The sequence below is a fragment of the Paenibacillus graminis genome (assembly GCF_000758705.1).
GTDB classification, from domain to species: domain Bacteria; phylum Bacillota; class Bacilli; order Paenibacillales; family Paenibacillaceae; genus Paenibacillus_AQ; species Paenibacillus_AQ graminis.
In genome coordinates, this window is sequence record NZ_CP009287.1 from 2,872,503 (window position 1) to 2,891,050 (window position 18,548).

Consider the following 18,548-nt stretch of genomic DNA (forward strand, 5'->3'; position numbering starts at 1 on the left):
TGTATTTTAGATGACCTTAAGACAAGATTTTCTCTGGGGTGGAGCGGTTGCTGCAAACCAATGTGAAGGCGGATACGCAGAAGGTAATAAAGGGCTGTCAACGGTCGATGTCATTCCAGCGGGGAAGGATCGGGTTCCTGTTATGAAAGGCAAGGTCAGCATGCTGGAGTGTGACGAAGAACATTTCTATCCAAGTCATGAAGCTATTGATTTCTATCATCGCTATAAAGAAGATATCGCATTATTAGCGGAAATGGGTTTTAAGTGCTTCCGTTTATCCTTGGCATGGACGCGGATCTACCCTAATGGAGATGACGAACTCCCAAATGAAGAGGGACTGAAATTCTACGAATGTGTTTTTGATGAATGTTTAAAATATGGTATTGAGCCCTTAGTAACGATTACCCACTTTGATGTCCCTATCCATCTGGTCAAAACAATCGGCTCATGGAGAAGCCGCAAAATGGTTGAATATTATGAGAGACTATGTGAAACCATCTTCACCCGGTACAAAGATAAAGTGAAATATTGGTTAACCTTTAACGAAATCAATATGTTATTGCATTTGCCCTTTGGAAGCTCTGGCCTGGTATTTGAAGAGGGTGAAAATGAAGATGCCGTAAAATATCAGGCAGCACATCATCAACTGGTCGCAAGTGCGAAAGCAACTGAAATTGCGCGCAGAATCAATCCGGAATTTAAGATAGGCTGTATGCTGGCGGGTGCAAGCACGTATCCGTATACATGTGCACCAGATGACGTTTGGAAAGCAATGACAAGAGACCGGGAACACTACTTCTTCGTTGATGTACAGTCCCGTGGAGAATACCCAAGCTATGCCAGGAAAATGCTTGAACGAATGGATATTCACTTGGAAATGGAAGACGGAGATGAGGAATGCTTAAGAAATAATACCGTTGACTTTATATCGTTCAGTTACTATGGCTCACGGTTAACCAGTGCGGACCCTGAGGTAAATACGCAAACCGCCGCAAATCTGTTTCCGACCCTGCGCAATCCACATCTAACGACAAGTGAATGGGGATGGCAGATTGATCCGCTGGGGCTAAGAATTACATTAAATGCATTATATGACCGCTATCAAAAGCCGTTATTCATTGTAGAAAATGGATTGGGAGCGCTGGATACACCTGATGAAACGGGATATATCGCAGATGATTACAGAATCGGGTACCTGCGGGAACATATCAAAGCGTTCATAACGGCAGTGGAAGAGGATGGAGTCGACTTGCTAGGCTATACTACTTGGGGCTGTATAGATCTCGTAAGCTCCAGTTCCGGAGAAATGAGCAAAAGATACGGCTTCGTTTATGTGGATAAAGATGACGCTGGAAATGGCACATTGGAGCGCAGGAAGAAACAATCTTTTGAGTGGTACAAAAAAGTAATTCACAGCAATGGTATAGAGCTGTAGTCTGCTAATGAATGAAGACGTAATAACGCATTGAGTCATGGACTCGGTGCGTTATTGCTTTATAAATGAATAGACCAGCTTCACTTGACTTAAAGTTAACTTTAAGTGATAAGTTTGAACAAAAATTGATATTGGGGTGAAGGTATGAATATTACCCAGGTTGCTAAGCTGTTTGATCTTTCGCCAGCCACATTAAGATACTACGAGAGCGTTGGTTTATTTCCGCCGGTTAACCGGAAAGAAAGCGGTGTGCGTGATTACAACGAGGAAGATATCAAATGGGTTGATTTTATAAAATGTATGCGGGATTCAGGTTTGACGATAGAGGCATTAATTGAATATACGTCATTATTCGCTAGCGGTGATCACTCTTTAGAAGCACGCAAACAGATTTTGGTCGATGAGAGGGAGAAGCTGATACAGAAACGGAAAGAACTTGACGAATCTATCAGCAGATTAGCCGTGAAAATTAAGGACTACGACGGAAAATTGTTTGAACGAGAGGGGAAGCTCAAAGGCACACGCGTAATAGAAGCGAAGCATGACTAAATCAGAATTCGGTAGCTAAAGGAGTGGGATTCATATTAAACCTAAGGAAAAACTAAAGACGTACTCCTTATTGTCAGTAGCGTTATTAATATCTTCAGGACCAATAATCGCCGCTAATATTCCGGCGATAGCGAAAGATTTTCCTGCTATTTCTCTGACACAGGTAGGGTTACTGGCTACAATACCTTCCCTGTTTGTTATTTTTGGTGTTCTAATCGGGAATCGGCTGGAACTGCGGATCGGAAAGAAGAGAACCATTTTAACAGGATTAGGATTCGTATTCATTGCAGGGACATTCCCGGCAATGAAGCACGATGTTTTTTCATTATTATTCGTTTCCCGCTGTTTGTTTGGTCTGGGTATTGGCTTATTTAACCGCTTAATCATTCAGATGATCAATGATATATACCAAAATAATCCAGGAAAACAGGCATCTTTAATTGGAATTGAGAGTGCCTTTGAGGGATTAGGAGGTATCTGTCTGACGCTAATCGTGGGTCAATTATTAAAAATTAACTGGTATACATCATTTTATGTTTATGCATTGGCACTTCCCGTTTTTGTTGCGTTCCTTTTCTTTGTTCCGGAAGATAAAAGGGAGATAGACAAAGGCGGGGCGGAACAACTAACACTGACCTCAGACCAGCCAAGTAATAAAAGGCCCTTACGAGTGATAATTGGCTTTGGCATTTTATTGTTTGTAATTGTTACTCTATTTATCAACTACAATATTCAGATTACTCCTTTGATAATGGAGAAGAGTATTGGGAACGCGACGAACGGCAGCAATATGATTGCTTTTATAGGTTTAGGAGCCTTTATTGCCGGCTTCTCTTTTGGAAAATTATATAAATTGCTCAGACACTCTATTGTTCCTTTGGCCATCCTTTTTCTGGGAGTATCCATGTTTGTGACGACGATCTCACAGAGTATTGTTCTGACTACATTTTGTTCGATGGTTATCGGTTTTTCATTTCGGTGTATTATGCCTTACTTACTGCATACATTTACGCAGCAAATTGCGAATATGGCAAAATTGGGCACTACGATCGTATTGGTCGCTTATAACTTAGGAGCCACCCTTTCACCTTATGAAGGGACATTGGTCAGACAGCTATTTCATGCTCCAAGTATACAATCATTGGTTTTCACTAATGCAATGATTCTCTTATTGATTGCCATAACTGGATTTGGTGTAGTTTACGTAAATCAAAAAAGAAGTTTGACTTCAAGTTAACTTGAAGTTGTAAACTTGGCCTGTATCAATAACTGAGGAGGAATTAACATGACTAATATTAAAGGGAAAATCTCTTGTTGAATCCCTGCACGCAGTAACCTATGTCATTAGTACACCTGAACGGTTGCCGTAAGTGAAATTTTAATTCGTCCGACGAAGCAACTTGTTTAATCTGGGGAAGCAGGTGAACCATTCCGTGTTTGATTTTGATAAAATGACCAACCGTTTGGGCACGAACTCTTATAAATGGGATGTTCATTCGGACGAGCTTGCACTATGGGTGGCAGATATGGATTTCGAGACGTCTCCGGCAATTGTAGAAGCTCTGCAGAAGAGATTAGACCATAAGATCTTTGGCTACACGATGGTTCCTGATGCGTACTACAATGCAGTTTCAGGGTGGTGGAGTAGGAGGCATCAATTTCAGATACAACAGGAATGGATTATGTTCTGTACTGGTGTCGTCCCGGCAATTTCCTCCATTGTGCGTAAAATGACCAAAGTGAATGAGAAAGTACTGGTGCTGGCTCCAGTCTATAATATCTTTTATAACTCGATCGTGAATAATCAGCGAAAGGTTCTTACGAGCGAGCTGGTCTATAAGGATCACAGGTATTCCATCGACTTCACCGATCTGGAAGTGAAATTGGCCGATCCCGAAACAACACTCCTGATTTTCTGCAATCCGCATAATCCAATAGGCAAGGTGTGGGACAAACTAACACTTGAGACCATCGGCAACCTTTGTATTAAACATCATGTGCTGATCCTTTCTGATGAAATTCATTGTGATTTAACGCATCCTGGCTACCGTTATACTCCCTTCGCTTCGGTATCCGAAGAGATAGCTCTGAATAGCATCACATGTGTGGCTCCAACCAAAACATTTAACCTGGCAGGACTCCAAACGTCATCTATTATCGTACCTAATCCGGAGCTGCGGGCGCTTGTAAATCGTGGAATCAATACCGATGAAGTGGCTGAACCTAATGCTTTTGCCATTGAAGGAGCCATTTCTGCTTTTACAGAAGGAGAACCTTGGCTTGACGCACTGCTGGAATATTTAATGGTCAATAAGCAATGGATTGAATATTTTATGGCAGCAGAGCTTCCAGAGCTTAAGGTCATTCATTCAGAGGCTACCTACCTGGCGTGGATTGATTGCACAGCTGTAACTAATGATTCGAAGGCTTTAGGCGAATGTATAAGAAAAGAAACCGGGTTGTACATTTCTGAAGGAGCTATTTTTGGCGGGAATGGACAAGGGTTTATAAGAATAAACTACGCCTGCCCCAAAACGCGTCTGGAAGATGGCTTGCAGCGCTTGAAGCGGGGGATTGAAATTTTTCAAAGTATGTAATCAATCCATAGAACGAATGGGAGTGAAACTAGCATGAAATTAAAAATGACAATTGGGCAGGATGAATATATAGCCACATTAATAGATAGCAAAGCAGTGGAAGGATTCATCACCCAGCTTCCTTTAAAGCTAACCTTACAGGACTATGCGGGCGCTGAGAAAATCAGTGATCTTCCAGCACGTCTATCCGCCGAGGGTTCTCCGCCAGGGACAGCCGCTTCAATAGGAGACCTTGCTTACTACGCCCCTTGGGGGAACCTTGCGATATTTTACAAAAGCTCCGGATATGCTTCGGGACTAATTAAGCTGGGAAGTATAGAGTATAATGCCAAGAAACTGGCTAGCTATAATAAACCGATAGAGGCACTACTTGAGATAGTCAATGAATAAGTTTTTGTATTTTGGACTATACAGACAAATGATTTGAGCTAATCAGCAAAGCTTCTTTTTAATGATGAGAACAGCCGTCCGATCATAAAAAAAGCATTGGAGCTGGGCATTAACTTTTTTGATACAGCAAATGTCTATGCGGAAGGAACAAGCGAGGAAATTGTTGGCCGTTCACTTAAGGATTATGCTAATCGAGATGAAATCGTTATTGCGACAAAAGTGTTTTCCCGCATGCATGAAGGCCCTAACGGCTCCGGCCTCTCCCGAAAGGCAATTATGAGTGAAATTGATAAGAGCCTCAAACGAATTGGAACGGACTATGTGGATCTGTATCAAATTCACCGCTGGGATGAACATACACCGATTGAAGAAACGATGGAGGCATTACATGATGTAGTAAAGGCCGGTAAGGCGAGATATATCGGAGCTTCCGTCATGCAGGCCTGGCAGTTCCAAAAGGCACTGTATGTCGCCGAGAAACATGGCTGGACCCGGTTTGTAACGATGCAGAATCACTACAATCTGATCTACCGTGAAGAGGAGAGGGAAATGATGCCGCTGTGTATGGCAGAAGGCATTGGTGTCATTCCATTTAGTCCGCTTGCCTCGGGCCGGTTGACCCGTGATAGGCAGGAAACCACACAGCGTTCAGAAACCGATCAGGTGCAAAAAGCTAAGTATGACGCGACAGCTGAAGCCGACCGGGTAATTATCGACCAAGTTGCCGCAATTGCAGCAAAGCATAGCGTTCCTCGCGTGCAAATTGCACTTGCGTGGCTGCTGCAGAAAGAACCTGTTACTGCTCCGATTATCGGCGCTACGAAAATTTCTCATCTTGAAGACGCCGCCGCTGCCCTGACCATTACCTTAACTTCTGAAGAAATATCGTTATTGGAAGATGCATATGTACCCCATCCGGTGTATGGGTCTAATGCTGGTTTTAACTGAACCTAAATTTTATGGTCAAGGTTCTTATAAGATGAATACTGCAGTAAAGCCAATTTATTCAATAGATACAATCTGCTGTAACCCTTAATAAGGAAATCACTTTTGAAGCTTTGATCACTTATTCAAAGGTGCAGCGAATAGAAGGAAAGTGGATACACTCCGGGTGTTGATTAAGGAGACCCTATCAAAACGGTCGACTTGACTCGGAAAGTGAAGAATAAAAACATCAAAGAAAGCGTTGACATCTTTAATAGAGTATTCATATAATAAATTTGAAATCGATTTCATTTGCAGCCCTATTCGCTTCAGCCGGTTTATAAGCTTTTAAGAGTGGGAGGAATGAACAGGGGAATCTGTTTTTTTATATCAAAATGAAATCGATTTCAAAAAAATGATAGTCCAATGGAGTCCTACTACATTGGATGACTTAGGCACTCACACTTTTTATACAGATGAGAGAGGGAGGAATGAAAATTAATTCTATTTTCTTTTTTGATGAAATCGATTTCAAATAAGAGAGTCGAAAGGAGTATGTATGCAGTCCATAAGCAAATCGGTAAAGCGCAAGCGGGGGCATAACAAATATTTCGCGGCGGTCATGGCACTGGTTTTGCTGTTCCCGGGAGTATTCGGGGGAATGGCACGAGATACCGCTTACGCGCAGGAGACACCACCGCAGACACCGCCGCAGACGCAGACAGACAGCAAGTGGTATCAGAACTTTGAGCAGGCCGGGGAGGGGAAGACCTATGGGATTTCTGCCGTCGGCACCTCATCAACAGCGTCGGTTACAGACCGGACACCGGGAGGTGGAAGTCGGGGAAGTGTGCGCCTGATCCAGACGAATGACAATAATCCCAGCGGCGGAGCCTGGAACACCGACATTTACGGATTCACGGTAACGCCACAGAAGGACACAGTTACAGAAGGGACCTATTATGATGCTTCTGACTATAACTATCTAAATTTTTACATTCTGGACACCGATGTTCATAATCCGAATGTTGTCATCCGGGATGCAGACGGGAAAGAATGGAATGCCAATACGGACCAGACCCTGTCCGTGAAGGATGAGTGGACGAGGCTTTCGATTCCGCTCGATAAGACAAAACTCGATTTTTCGCGGATTGTCTCCATTTCGCTGGGCGAGTATTGGGGCTGGGGCAACATCTATTATTTTGACGAGATGTACTTTGCCAAATCTGCTGCCGCTCTGCCGCCCGCTTATCCGGGTGATGGCTTAGAGCCGTCGGCGCCTGTCATGTACCAGAGTTTCGAACAACCCGGCAGTGATGGCAGCTATGGCTTGGCAGGTCAGGGAACCGCGACGGTCGCTCAGCGTGTTACTGCGGATGCTGCTTATTCCTCAAGCTCCGGCAGTCTTAAAATGGTGCAGAATACCTATACGGACGGGGAAGGGAAGGAACGGAACGAAGCCTGGAACACCGGCGTTTATGGAGCCGGAATTAAACCTGAAGGCAGCTTGACCGTATCCGGTGCGACGTATATGGATGCTTCCCCTTTCAGTTATCTGTTGTTCTACGTCAAGGATACGACAGCAGCCGCCGGATCCAGTATTCATGTTGTATTCAAGGATGCCGAGGGCGGGGTCTGGGATACGGAAACAAGCCCAGCGGTCAAGACGCAGTCGAAGCAATGGGTGAAAATGACCGTAAAGTTGGACAAATCAAAAATTAATTTGTCCAGACTGCAGCAGATTGAGCTTGGAACGTACTGGGGTTACGGTAATGTGTACTACTACGATGATCTTTATCTGGCCCAGAACGAAACGGATGCTTCGCCTGCCGTTAAGCCAGAGCGCACAGCCTTGTTCAATGATTTCGAGAGCAGAACCGGCTACTCTGCAGGCAGCGCTGCCACCGCCGAGACCTCCGGAGATATAGCCAACGCAGCGGGCATGGCTGGTGTCATGGTCACGACAGTCAAAAATGACTGGCCTTATGCGGTCGGGAGTTATTTGAGCGTACAGCCCAAAGCAGGCGGGACGTTCGATGCGTCAGCTTATTCATATCTTGCTTTCTATCTGAAGGACACCCAGGGCAGCAATGGAGTGGAATTCCGTATCAAGGACGCCAACGGGGGCGTCTGGGACACGTGGGGAACCTCCAAATCTACCAAGAATAAATGGGTCAAAATGCAGCTTTCGCTGGAAGGAGCCTCGAAGATTGACCTGACAAAAATCGTCTCCGTCGACATCGGCTTTTACAATGCCGGAGTGTATTATCTCGATGATATGTATTTTGCCATGGCCGAAGACGATGTACTGGCCGGCTTCATCAGCGGAGCCCAGAATATCGGAGCGGTCTGGTATCAGAATTTCGAGACGAAAGGGCAGGACGGACAATACGGGATTACGGCAGGTACAGAGGTGAGCACCGCGCTCAGCATGGAGAAGTCAGCGAATGCATACAACTCTGCGAGCATTCGGGCTGTGCTGTCCCAGGATTCGACTAACCCAGCCATGAATGGCATAACCGTCAGGCCGCAGGCGCTCGAAGAGTCTCCGGATAAGAACCAGCCTTACGCTTATCAGCCGGAGTTCAACGCCACAAATTTCAGCCATCTGATCTTTTATGTGTGGGATGAGCAGGGCGGTCAGACGCTGTCCGTACAGTTGAAGGATGCTGGCGGCAAAACGGTAGACTGGCAGACCGAAAAGACGACAGCAGCCGGCTGGAGCCGGATCGTCATGCCTATGGACAAGAGCCTGAAATTCCAATTTGCACGCCTTAGCACGGTGACGGTGATTCCCGGGAAAGCAGGGACCTATTATCTGGATGAGTTTTATTTCGCTAAAAAAGAAAGCGCAGGGTTCCCGAATGCCGGCTTTACACAATTGGTGCTGAAGGATGTGGACGGCGAAGCGATGCCTTATTCGGGTAGTTTGCCGTTGGGTTCATTCGAGAAGCAGAAGGACAGAACGTACCTCTCCTTAAACGGGGACTGGAAAAAAGAAAGAACCACGCTGGATTCCAATCTGTCAGCAGCACCCCGGGACAGCGCCAGGACTGCCGGCCTTGAAGAAGAGGCGGGCGGCAGACAGGAGACCGGCTACAACGATTCCGGCTGGGCCGGCAAGACGCTGCCTCTCCCGGAGGATGAGAGCACAGCTTACGAATCGCTGAGCGGACCGGAGAACAAGAGTGACAAGTCGGGTTATCAGGGCGGGGTATGGTACCGCAAGCATTTTGAGGTGAATAGCTCTCTTGAGGGGCAGCCTGCACAGCTTACTTTCCTCGGCGTCAACTATTTCGCGGATGTATGGATCAATGGGAAATATGCGGGCGGGCATCAGGGCGGCTACACGCCGTTCGCACTGGACGCGTCCAATCTATTGAACTATGGCGGCGACAATGTGATCGCTGTGCGGGTTGATAATCCGAAATGGGACATGTTCAATAACGGGGAAATCCTGCCGTACGCGACATCCGACTGGTTCAACTACACAGGAATCCTGCGGGACGCCTACGTTGAATTTATGCCGGACACCTATGTGGTGCGCAGTGATGTGCGTACGCTGGATACGGATGGAAATCTGTCGGTCCGTACGTTTCTGAATCATACGGGTAAAACGGCGGAGCAGGTTCAGCTGTCCTATACAATCTATGAAGCGAAGATCGGAGAGAGTAACCGGCTCAGCGAATATGCGCAGGATCTGACGGGTACGGAAGCGGCAGCGGCGCAAGGAAGCGCATTAACGGTTCCAGCCAGCGGGGAGGCGGTACAAACGCTCAAGGTAAAAGTACCTAAACCGAAGCTGTGGAGTCCGTCTGAACCGAATCTGTATATTTTAAAGGTAGAGCAGAAGACAGGTGGAGCAGTAACCGACACCTTCTATACCCAGTTCGGTATCCGTACACTGGAAGCGGATGGTGTACAGCTTAAGCTGAACGGAGAGTTGGCCCCGTTCCTCACCGGGGTCGGTTATACAGAGGACAGCAGCGACAAAGGACCTTCGCTGAATGATGCAACCCGGTACAGCGACCTGCTGAAGATCAAGGAGGAGCTGAAGGCCAATTTCGTCCGGACTGGGCATTTTCCGCACAGCCTGCCGACCTATCAGTTTGCCGACCGGATCGGTCTGGCCATCTGGCAGGAAATTCCGGCCTATTGGTTCAGCGGAGAAGCCTTCGACCTGCAGCGTCAGCGGGGCCAGGCTAAGCAAATGATGGAGGAAATGATCTTCAGTAATTACAACCGTCCTTCCGTCTGGTTTGACGGGGTCAGCAATGAGTCAGGCGGGCAGCTGGAACGTGTTAACTTTATCCAAGAGCTGCGGGACGCTGCACATGCCATCGATGGAACAAGACTGGTCGGCCAGTCCGCCGTGGCGAATCCGTACAAAGGCGTGAGCGACCATTCACATTCCCCGGCCGATATCATCGGAATGACCATGTATTTCGGCGCCTTCTACGGTGCGAATCCAGACTTGGAGACACAGGAGGAAATTGAGGCCATACATGCGCTGCATCCGGGTAAGCCGATCATTGCTACAGAGTACGGCTACTGGACAGGTGATGAAACCGCCTCGGACACAAAGCAGACGACGCTGTTCACCGGTACCTTCAATGCATTTGCCCGCATAGCTACCCGTGCGGAGGACGGAACGCCGAACCCGGGCGGACTGTTGAGCGGTGCAGCCTGGTGGACTGCATATAACTGGTATACCAATATTACGGGCCTGCAGACGATGGGCTTGTATCATATGGACCGGACAACGCCGAAGCAGGTGAAGGATATTCTGGCCGAGCGGTATAACCGGTATAACCGGATTTCAGCCGGAACGCAGCCGAACCCGGCCGGTATCTCGGCTTGGTTCCAGAGTTTTGAATCAGGCCGGGGGTACTTATCTTCCTCCCCTCAGCTGCAGCTGGAATCAGCAGCAGACAGTGCGGCCGGCAATGGCACGAAGAGTCTCAAGATCACAGCGGGCTCCGGCGCGGACGGGACTTATGCCGCATTTGTTCCGCAGGGCGGCGCGATCAACAGTGATCTGACAGGCTACAATTACCTGAACTTCTACGCCAAGGACAGCGCGGGGGACAGACCTCTTTCCGTTACACTCGTGGATGCCGAGGGGCATTCCTGGACAACGGAGACGGATGGGAAGACGGTGAAAAACGCATGGACACGGCTGAGTGTTCCGCTTCTGAAGTCGCAGGGCGTTCCACTGTCCAGCCGGCAGCTGAATACGCTGGCGATTACCCAGATCAGGATCGGTATGAACGCTTCTGAGCAGCTATGGGTCGACAACTTCTTCGCGGCAACCTACAAGACTGGCGTGGAGCCCGCTTCGTATCCTGTAGGTTCCAGCGGCTGGTTCCAATCTTTTGAGGAACCGGATGTGCAGGTCGGCCAGGGTGTGAATGCCACCGCGGCGGTGGACCGGACATTCGGGGTCAATCCTGGAGGAACAGGAAGTGTGAAGCTGGAAGTCACTGGAGACGCCGGCTCACCGGGAGCGGATAAGCAATCTGTCATCATTAAGCCACAGGGCGGCGCAGCTTCCATAGATGCTTCCGGGTTCAATTATCTGGCCTTCTATGTAAAGGATATGCAGGGATCGAACACCGTCCACGTTACCTTTGTGGATACGGACGGCACGGTCTCCGTGAACAACTGGACCGATGTCAGTTCAGTCAAGGGGCAGTGGACGAAAGTGTATCTTCCGCTGATGAAGACCTCTGCGGATATCAGCCGTCTGAAGGAAATCCGGTTGTCGGAGTGGAATCCCGGCACCTATTATTTTGACGATCTGTACTTCGCTGAGTATCCGTCGGATGAAATTCCCGCCACATATACGGAAAAGATTCCAGAGAAGAACCGCCCGGAAGGTCAAATCAAGGTAGCAGCGGTCGGAGATAGTATCACAGCTGGAGCCGGGCTGAAATATGCCGGGGTAACGAGTTATCCGGCCCAGCTCCAGTCGCTACTCGGCAGCAACTTTGCCGTCAAGAACTTCGGCGTCAGCGGCCGCACGCTGCAAAAGGACGGCGACGATCCGTACTGGAATGAAGCAGCATTTGCGGCCAGCCAGACTTATGCTCCTGACGTCGTGGTTATCCAGCTGGGTACCAATGACACGAAAGCCTGGAACTGGAAGGAGGGGCAGAACCACTTCCTGGGCGATTATAAAGAGCTGATTCAATTATATCAGGCGCTGCCAAGTCATCCGAAGGTCTTTGTCAATCTGCCGCCGGCAGTGTTCAATGACGATCCCAACCAGGCTTATGGCATTGTCAACTCCGTCCTGCAAAACGGGGTCATTCCTCTGATCCGGAAGGCGGCCGAAGAGACAGGCGCAACCCTGATCGACGTGAACGCGGCTACAGCCGGAAGCAGCAGCGACTTCCCGGATAAGATTCATCCGAATCCGAAAGGAGCCTGGACTTTAGCCGATACAGTGGCCAAAGCCATCCGGGGCAGACTTTTCAACATCGGGGATACGGAGGTCACCACCTGGAAAGACGGCAAGGCCGGCGCGTATTCGATTATGTATGATGATGGTATCTACGAATCTGATTTACGGTTCGCCGGATTGCATGAAAAATACAACCTGAAAGGAACGCTGGCGCTGATCAGCGGCTGGATCGACAATGCCTATAATGACACTGGCGCTTCCACGGGCACATGGGAGCAGTGGAAAGCACTGCTGGATAAAGGGATTTTCGATGTAGCAAGCCATACGGTTACTCACCGCAATCTGACCACGCTCAGCGCGTCAGAGGTGTCCTCCGAGTTGAAGGATTCTGTCGACCGGATCAAGGAGAAGACCGGTTATAAGCCGGAATCACTGGCGCTCCCGTACAATACGGGCAATGCGGCGGTTGCGGCGGAAGCAGCCAAGTATTTCGTTGCTGCGCGCCAGGGAGGTAACAATGCCGGCAACGCCAGCAGCACAGAGCAGTATTACAATCTGAGCAGTACAATGGTTGAAAGTACGACAACGGCTGTCCAGCTGGATGATTGGACCGACTTTGGTATCGCCAAGGGCAACTGGCTGATTCTGACCGGCCATGGCAATGATGGTGAAGGCTGGTCCTCACCTCCGCTCAGTCTGTATGACAGTCATTACGGTTATGTAGCCCAGCGGAAAGATGCTCTTTGGAACGGTACCTTTGCCGAGGTGGGCAAATATTTGCGTGAAAGACAGAACGCCACAGCTAAGGCAACGAAAGCCGCTTCCGGTGCAATCGAGGTTAAGCTGGAGGGTACACTGGACCCGGCAGTATACAATGAGCCGCTAACCCTGAGAACGAAGGTTCCGGCCGAGTGGAACGAGGTTACTCTCACACGGGGAGCCACTTCTTATAACCTGAAGCCGGTCCGGGAAGGTGAAGGTGCATTCGTCTATTACGAAGCCGTGCCTGGAACGCAAATGCTGGTTATTAGTAAGAAGGGAACGGAGACTCCGATTCCTGATGCCGGAACCTCCACACCGGCCCCTTCTGTCTCTGTAGCCGCAGCAGACAGTACGAAGTATGTTCTTGCTCCCGGCACAGCGGAGCTTACGAAGGCGCTCGCCGCCGCTCCGCCAGATGCCAATGGAGTGCGGACGCTTACGTTTAAGGCCGGACCAGCTGCGGGTAAAACAACATTCGAATTGCAGCTGCCTGCCTCATATCTGGTCTCGATGAAGCAGGTGCGGATCCAATTCATTACCCCTGCAGGAAGTCTGCTACTTCCGGGGGATATGTTTGCGGGCACGGCTAAAGACGCGAAGCAGATTGCTGTGTCCGTTAAGTTCGCGGATCTGTCCGGTGCGGATGGAGACGTCAAGCAGGCTGCGGGCAGCCGTCCAGTTGTCGAGCTGGGCGCGGCCGTGGATGGTAACCCTGTCAGCTGGCAGAACAATCTAGCGACCGTTACGTTCCGCACGCCTTACCAGCTTTCCTCCGCCGAAGCGCTCAACCCGTCTCAGCTGACGTTCTGGCAGATCGGGGAAAACGGCAAGGGACAGCCGGTAATCAGCGGACGATATGACAGCACAGGCAGTGAGATGATATTCACCACACATCACTTCAGCCGCTATGCCGTTGTCTCAGTAGCCAAGAGTTTCGGCGATCTGGACCGCTACGGCTGGGCGCAGGCAGCGGTGGAAGCTCTTGCTTCTAAGGGAGCTATCCAGGGAGTCTCACAGCATTCGTATTCGCCTGCTCAAACTATTACCCGAGCAGATGCGGTGGTCATGATTATGCGGCTGTTTGATCTGCAGGCGCAAGCCTCCCATTCCTTTACGGATATAGCGCAGGCTGATTATTACTATGAAGATGTGAATGCTGCCCGGACGCTGGGCATTGTTCGCGGTACGGGCAGTGATGAGTTCCGGCCGAAGCAGCCGGTAACCCGTCAGGAAATGATGATGATGCTGGACAAAGCCATGCTTGCGGCAGGCAAGGAATACCCCGTGGGCAGCGGGGAAGCAGTGCCGGAATTCAGGGATGCTTCTCTGGTATCCGCTTATGCCAGGGATAGTGTAACCCGTGCGGTTTCCGCTGGTTTGTTCCAGGGCTATAACGGTTACTTGCAGCCCGTTTCGCCGATCACAAGGGCGGAAGCTGCTGTCACGCTTTACCGGTTGTATGGAATAATGTACTAGTTGAACTGGCGGGCCGTTTCTGTGAATATTAAAAGCATAAAAGTCAATAGAGCAGCGCTCCTCCTGTTATTGGAGGAGCGCTGCTCTTATGTTTTTGGTCCTTGGCTGCTCGCTGCAATAGATTATGGGCAGGTGAAAGCCAACCGAATTCGAGCGTCACTTTGTCGATGCCACGAAGCAGAAAACGCCGGAAGCCCCGGTTATTTTCAGTTGTCCAAATACACTTTCCGGCTCCGTCATTAGACGTACAGATAAGGCGTAGTCCTCTTCACTCCGCAACTGTTCCCGCGCTTGGTTCTGGTATCGCAGCCGTTCCGGACTGATGACCACCATGATTGTTGAGATTTGCAGTGGAACGGAGGCAGTGTAGGAAAGGATATTGAAATCGATTTCATTGGTGTTATAATGGGTTTATCAAACCTTGAAAGTATGTGAACTGATGAAGGATAGCAAAATTATCGATGTTGCCCGGATTGCCAATGTCTCGCCCGCGACGGTATCCCGCGTATTAAACGGCAGTCCTCTGGTAACCAAGGAAACGCAAAATAAAGTATTGAAGGCCATTCAGGAATTGAATTACACACCGAACGCTATGGGCAAGCAACTCCGATCCCGAAAGACCATGACGCTCGGCGTCGTCGTACTCGATATCGGGATATCTTATCATGCCGAGATTATCAAGGGCATAGAACAAAAGGCAAACGCAATGAATTACAAAATCCTCATCTGCAACTCGCAAAATGAGAAGAAGAAGGAACTGGAGTACTTATCGCTGCTTCAGAACCGGACTGTAGACGGCATTATCCTGGTGGCGCCAATGCTTAGCGACGGGGAGATCGCATCCTTCGCTGGTGAAGGCTATGCCATTGGGGTTATCGGACGGCGTCTTGGACATCTTAACATTCCCTGCTCTACTACGGATAACTGGAAAATCGGCCGTGATGTGGTCACTCACCTGGCGGCAAACGGGCACCGGCGGATTGCTTTTCTGAACGGCTACGAGGAAGCGCTGGACAGCATCGAGCGGCTGCAAGGGTTCAAGGAGGGGCTGGCTGAGGCGGGACTACCTTTTCTGCCAAATCTAGTTGACAGAGGAGATTTTTCCGAAGATGGAGGATACGCGGCTTTCCGTCGTTTATGGGAAGAGAGCAGCGATTTTACAGCGGTATTTGCCGCCAATGATGAGATGGCACTCGGAGTATACAAAGCTTGCTCTGAGTATGGCATTGCAATTCCGGACCGCATGGCGGTGGTGGGTGTCGACAATATCCGGATTACCAACTATGTTTCGCCTAAGATTAGCTCCGTTGAACAGCCGCTGTACGAGTTGGGGGGGCTGCTGGCGGACAAGGTTATCGATCAGATTAACGGTGATCTCCAGCCGGGTCAAAAGGATTTTGTGATCAATTCCAGGCTGATTGTCAAAGGTTCTTCGCAAAAAGGGGCTGATTCGATATGAATGCCTACTCACGCGGCTGGAACAACACTATCCTTTGAGGGGGATCATACATGAAAATGCCGCACAAAAAAGTAGATCGCTACTTCGGGAAGTTTTTTTCTGTAATGGTTGTTACGATATTTCTGACTATTTCCATACTGTCCATCATTCTGTATATGAATTTTGAGAAAATCGCGCTCAGCCAATCCTACGATCAGACGATGGACAGTCTGGCGCAGACGACTCAGGAAGCCTCCGTGATGGCTGTGACCGCCGCTACGTTCGCCAAGCAGATTCATAGCGATCAGAATATCGCCAATCTGCTTAATTTTCCCGACCTCAGCGCGCAGGACATCAATAGTTCCATCCGCCAGTTAACCAATTACCGTGAAACCTCGCCGTTTATCGATTCCATCTATGTTTATAATGCCGAGGCACGCACCTTCTATATCACTTCGGATATGAGCGTGCCCTCGGTATTCAGCGAGGCGGAATTTTACGACCAGGAACTGAGCAGCATGCTCCAGCATGTGAACGATTACAAAACACTGATGCCGATTCCCCGTAAGCTTAAGATCGACGGGCTCGTTGGAAACATCGCTGAGCGGGAAAGGGATACGTATACTTTTTTGCTGTATGACACCCTCAGCAAGAAGCCGCGGAAGAATGCGGTTGTTGTCAACATCAAGGAGACGCAGCTGCAAAAACATATCGACGGTTCGCTGACGAATGATCCGACGAATACCTTTCTGATCGACGAGAACGGCACGCTTGTCACGAACAGCTGGAAGACACCGATGCTGACCAACCTTAAGGGTACGCCGTATATTGACCGGATCTTGCGGGAACCGGACGATTCCGGGTATTTTGCCGCTGAGGTGGATCATGTCAAAAGTCTAGTCACCTACAGCAGTCCGGACTATCTGGGCTGGAGATATATCCGCATTGTGCCTTATTCAGTGATCAGCCGGAATATCGATAGTATGCGGATCAAGACGCTGATCGTTGCCGGGGCCATCCTGTTCGCCGGACTTGCGCTGTCCTCACTGCTGTCCCGGCGGATCTTCAGCGGGCTGAGCCATAAGCTCTCCCGGCTGGGTAAGCTGGAAACAGAACAGCGGGAGAGCGTCCAGGCGATGCGCTCGGAATATCTCCGCAGCCTGTTGAACGGATATACACAGATGAACGCCGGGCATGCAGCCGCCCGGTTTGAACGGTACGGCATTCCGCTGGATCCTGCACAGCCGATCCGTGTCCTGCTGATCTTGGTGGACGATCACCTGCTGTTCGTGAACCGGTACAAAGCGGAGGACCGCAAGCTGCTGCTCTACGGAGTGCTCAACATTGCCCAGGAGCTGTTCGCCGCCGCTGGCATTCCAGCCGCTGCGGCGGATATCGGGGATGAACAGGCGGCGGTGCTGCTTCAGATGTCAGGCGAAGCCGATGTTGACCGGGAGCGGTGCAGAGATTATGCTGCTTGGATTCAAACGGCGGTCAGCGAATATTTAAAGCTGTCGGTCACTGTATCCTCCAGCCTGAGCGGTCCGGGGATCGAAGCGGTGCATGCCCTGTATCAGCAGGCAGTGGAAGCCTCATACAGCTGGGTATTCAGCGGAGCCGGCAGCCATATCGAAGCCGAAGAAGTGGAACAGAACAAGACCAAACGTTATGAATATCCGCTGCAGAAAGAGAAGCAGATGATTGATGAGCTGATGCTGGGGCGGATAGCTGATGTAAGGCAGCTGTTCCGTGAGATCATTATAGATACGGCTGATTATACCTATATATCCTACCAGTTTGCTGTTTCACACCTGACCTTTGCGCTGCAGAACGCACTGCGGATTATCCGCCAGCATTCTCCATCGAACGAGGACTGGGAGTTCATTAACCTGCACCTGTATATGCCTCACTCCCGGGCAGAGACGATGGGGCAGTTCATTGAACGTTGTATGTCCCTGTTTGATCAGCTGGAGAATCAGATGAATGAACGGAAGAAGAGCCGGCAGGATGAATTGCCGTGCCGGATCAAAAAAATTCTCGATGAACGTTATGCTGATCCGAATCTGTCTCTGGACATGCTGGCAGAGGAGCTCGGCATGTCCGCCACCTATCTCGGGCGTGTGTTCAAACAGCATACGCTGCAGACGATACTCGGTTATATCCAGGAGGTGCGGATGAGCAGAGTGCGCGAGCTGCTCCTGCATACGGATGCCCCTGTCGGAGAAATCGCAGAACGTGCCGGCTTCTCGAACAGCCCGTACTTTTTTAAAGCGTTCAAGAAGTACAATGGTGTAACGCCTGCGGAATACCGCAGAACGGGCCGGAATCGAACGGATGAGGACGGTGTAGAGGCAGGCATTGCAGCTGAATAGAAGGGAAGGCGTTCTTGGCGAAGAAATCGCACAGGAACGCCTTTTTTAACGGATAAAGGTAGCAATTAAGCAGTCAGTTCGGAAAAAATTAGTCTGCTTTTTAAGCGGAAAGTGAGTCATATCGCATATGGTAAGTTGCCCGGAAATAGGCTCTCTCCTAGTATAAGGTTTGTAGCCGGGAGTACCGGCGGAATATACA

The 18,548-nt window shown here is 49.5% G+C and carries 8 protein-coding genes and 2 pseudogenes; 9 read left to right on the forward strand and 1 reads right to left on the reverse strand.

Going from position 1 to position 18,548, the window contains the following annotated elements; all coding sequences use genetic code 11:
• Window positions 1-10: 10 nt before the first annotated feature.
• From PGRAT_RS11685 to PGRAT_RS11715, 7 genes and pseudogenes are all read left to right on the forward strand, one after another.
• Window positions 11-1,435 carry a 6-phospho-beta-glucosidase gene (locus PGRAT_RS11685; protein WP_025707708.1) on the forward strand — a complete coding sequence of 475 codons (1,425 nt, stop codon included), beginning with the start codon at window positions 11-13 and terminating at the stop codon, window positions 1,433-1,435.
• Between the two features lie 144 nt (window positions 1,436-1,579).
• The gene (locus PGRAT_RS11690) at window positions 1,580-1,984 is read left to right on the forward strand and encodes a MerR family transcriptional regulator (RefSeq protein WP_025707709.1); all 405 of its coding nucleotides are present in this window, start codon (window positions 1,580-1,582) and stop codon (window positions 1,982-1,984) included.
• 70 nt (window positions 1,985-2,054) lie between these two features.
• Entirely contained in the window at window positions 2,055-3,221 is a 1,167-nt protein-coding gene (locus tag PGRAT_RS11695; RefSeq protein WP_051424781.1) for an MFS transporter, read from the forward strand.
• Between the two features lie 196 nt (window positions 3,222-3,417).
• On the forward strand, window positions 3,418-4,581 hold the full coding sequence (locus PGRAT_RS11700; protein ID WP_025707711.1) for a MalY/PatB family protein: 1,164 nt from the start codon (window positions 3,418-3,420) through the stop codon (window positions 4,579-4,581).
• Between the two features lie 33 nt (window positions 4,582-4,614).
• Window positions 4,615-4,971, forward strand: a complete 357-nt coding sequence (locus PGRAT_RS11705) for a cyclophilin-like fold protein (protein ID WP_025707712.1) — start codon at window positions 4,615-4,617, stop codon at window positions 4,969-4,971.
• A 66-nt stretch (window positions 4,972-5,037) separates the two neighbouring features.
• Window positions 5,038-5,919: pseudogene (locus PGRAT_RS11710) on the forward strand (aldo/keto reductase); the annotation flags it as partial.
• A 535-nt stretch (window positions 5,920-6,454) separates the two neighbouring features.
• Window positions 6,455-14,539 carry a glycoside hydrolase family 2 gene (locus PGRAT_RS11715; protein WP_042266625.1) on the forward strand — a complete coding sequence of 2,695 codons (8,085 nt, stop codon included), beginning with the start codon at window positions 6,455-6,457 and terminating at the stop codon, window positions 14,537-14,539.
• A 43-nt stretch (window positions 14,540-14,582) separates the two neighbouring features.
• Here PGRAT_RS11715 and PGRAT_RS34890 read toward each other — a convergent pair.
• Window positions 14,583-14,860: pseudogene (locus tag PGRAT_RS34890) on the reverse strand (transposase); the annotation flags it as partial.
• Between the two features lie 118 nt (window positions 14,861-14,978).
• Here PGRAT_RS34890 and PGRAT_RS11720 point away from each other — a divergent pair.
• Complete coding sequence (locus PGRAT_RS11720) at window positions 14,979-15,998, forward strand: LacI family DNA-binding transcriptional regulator (RefSeq protein ID WP_025706718.1); 1,020 nt, start codon at window positions 14,979-14,981, stop codon at window positions 15,996-15,998.
• A 50-nt stretch (window positions 15,999-16,048) separates the two neighbouring features.
• Window positions 16,049-18,349 carry an AraC family transcriptional regulator gene (locus PGRAT_RS11725; RefSeq protein ID WP_042266628.1) on the forward strand — a complete coding sequence of 767 codons (2,301 nt, stop codon included), beginning with the start codon at window positions 16,049-16,051 and terminating at the stop codon, window positions 18,347-18,349.
• Window positions 18,350-18,548 lie beyond the last annotated feature (199 nt).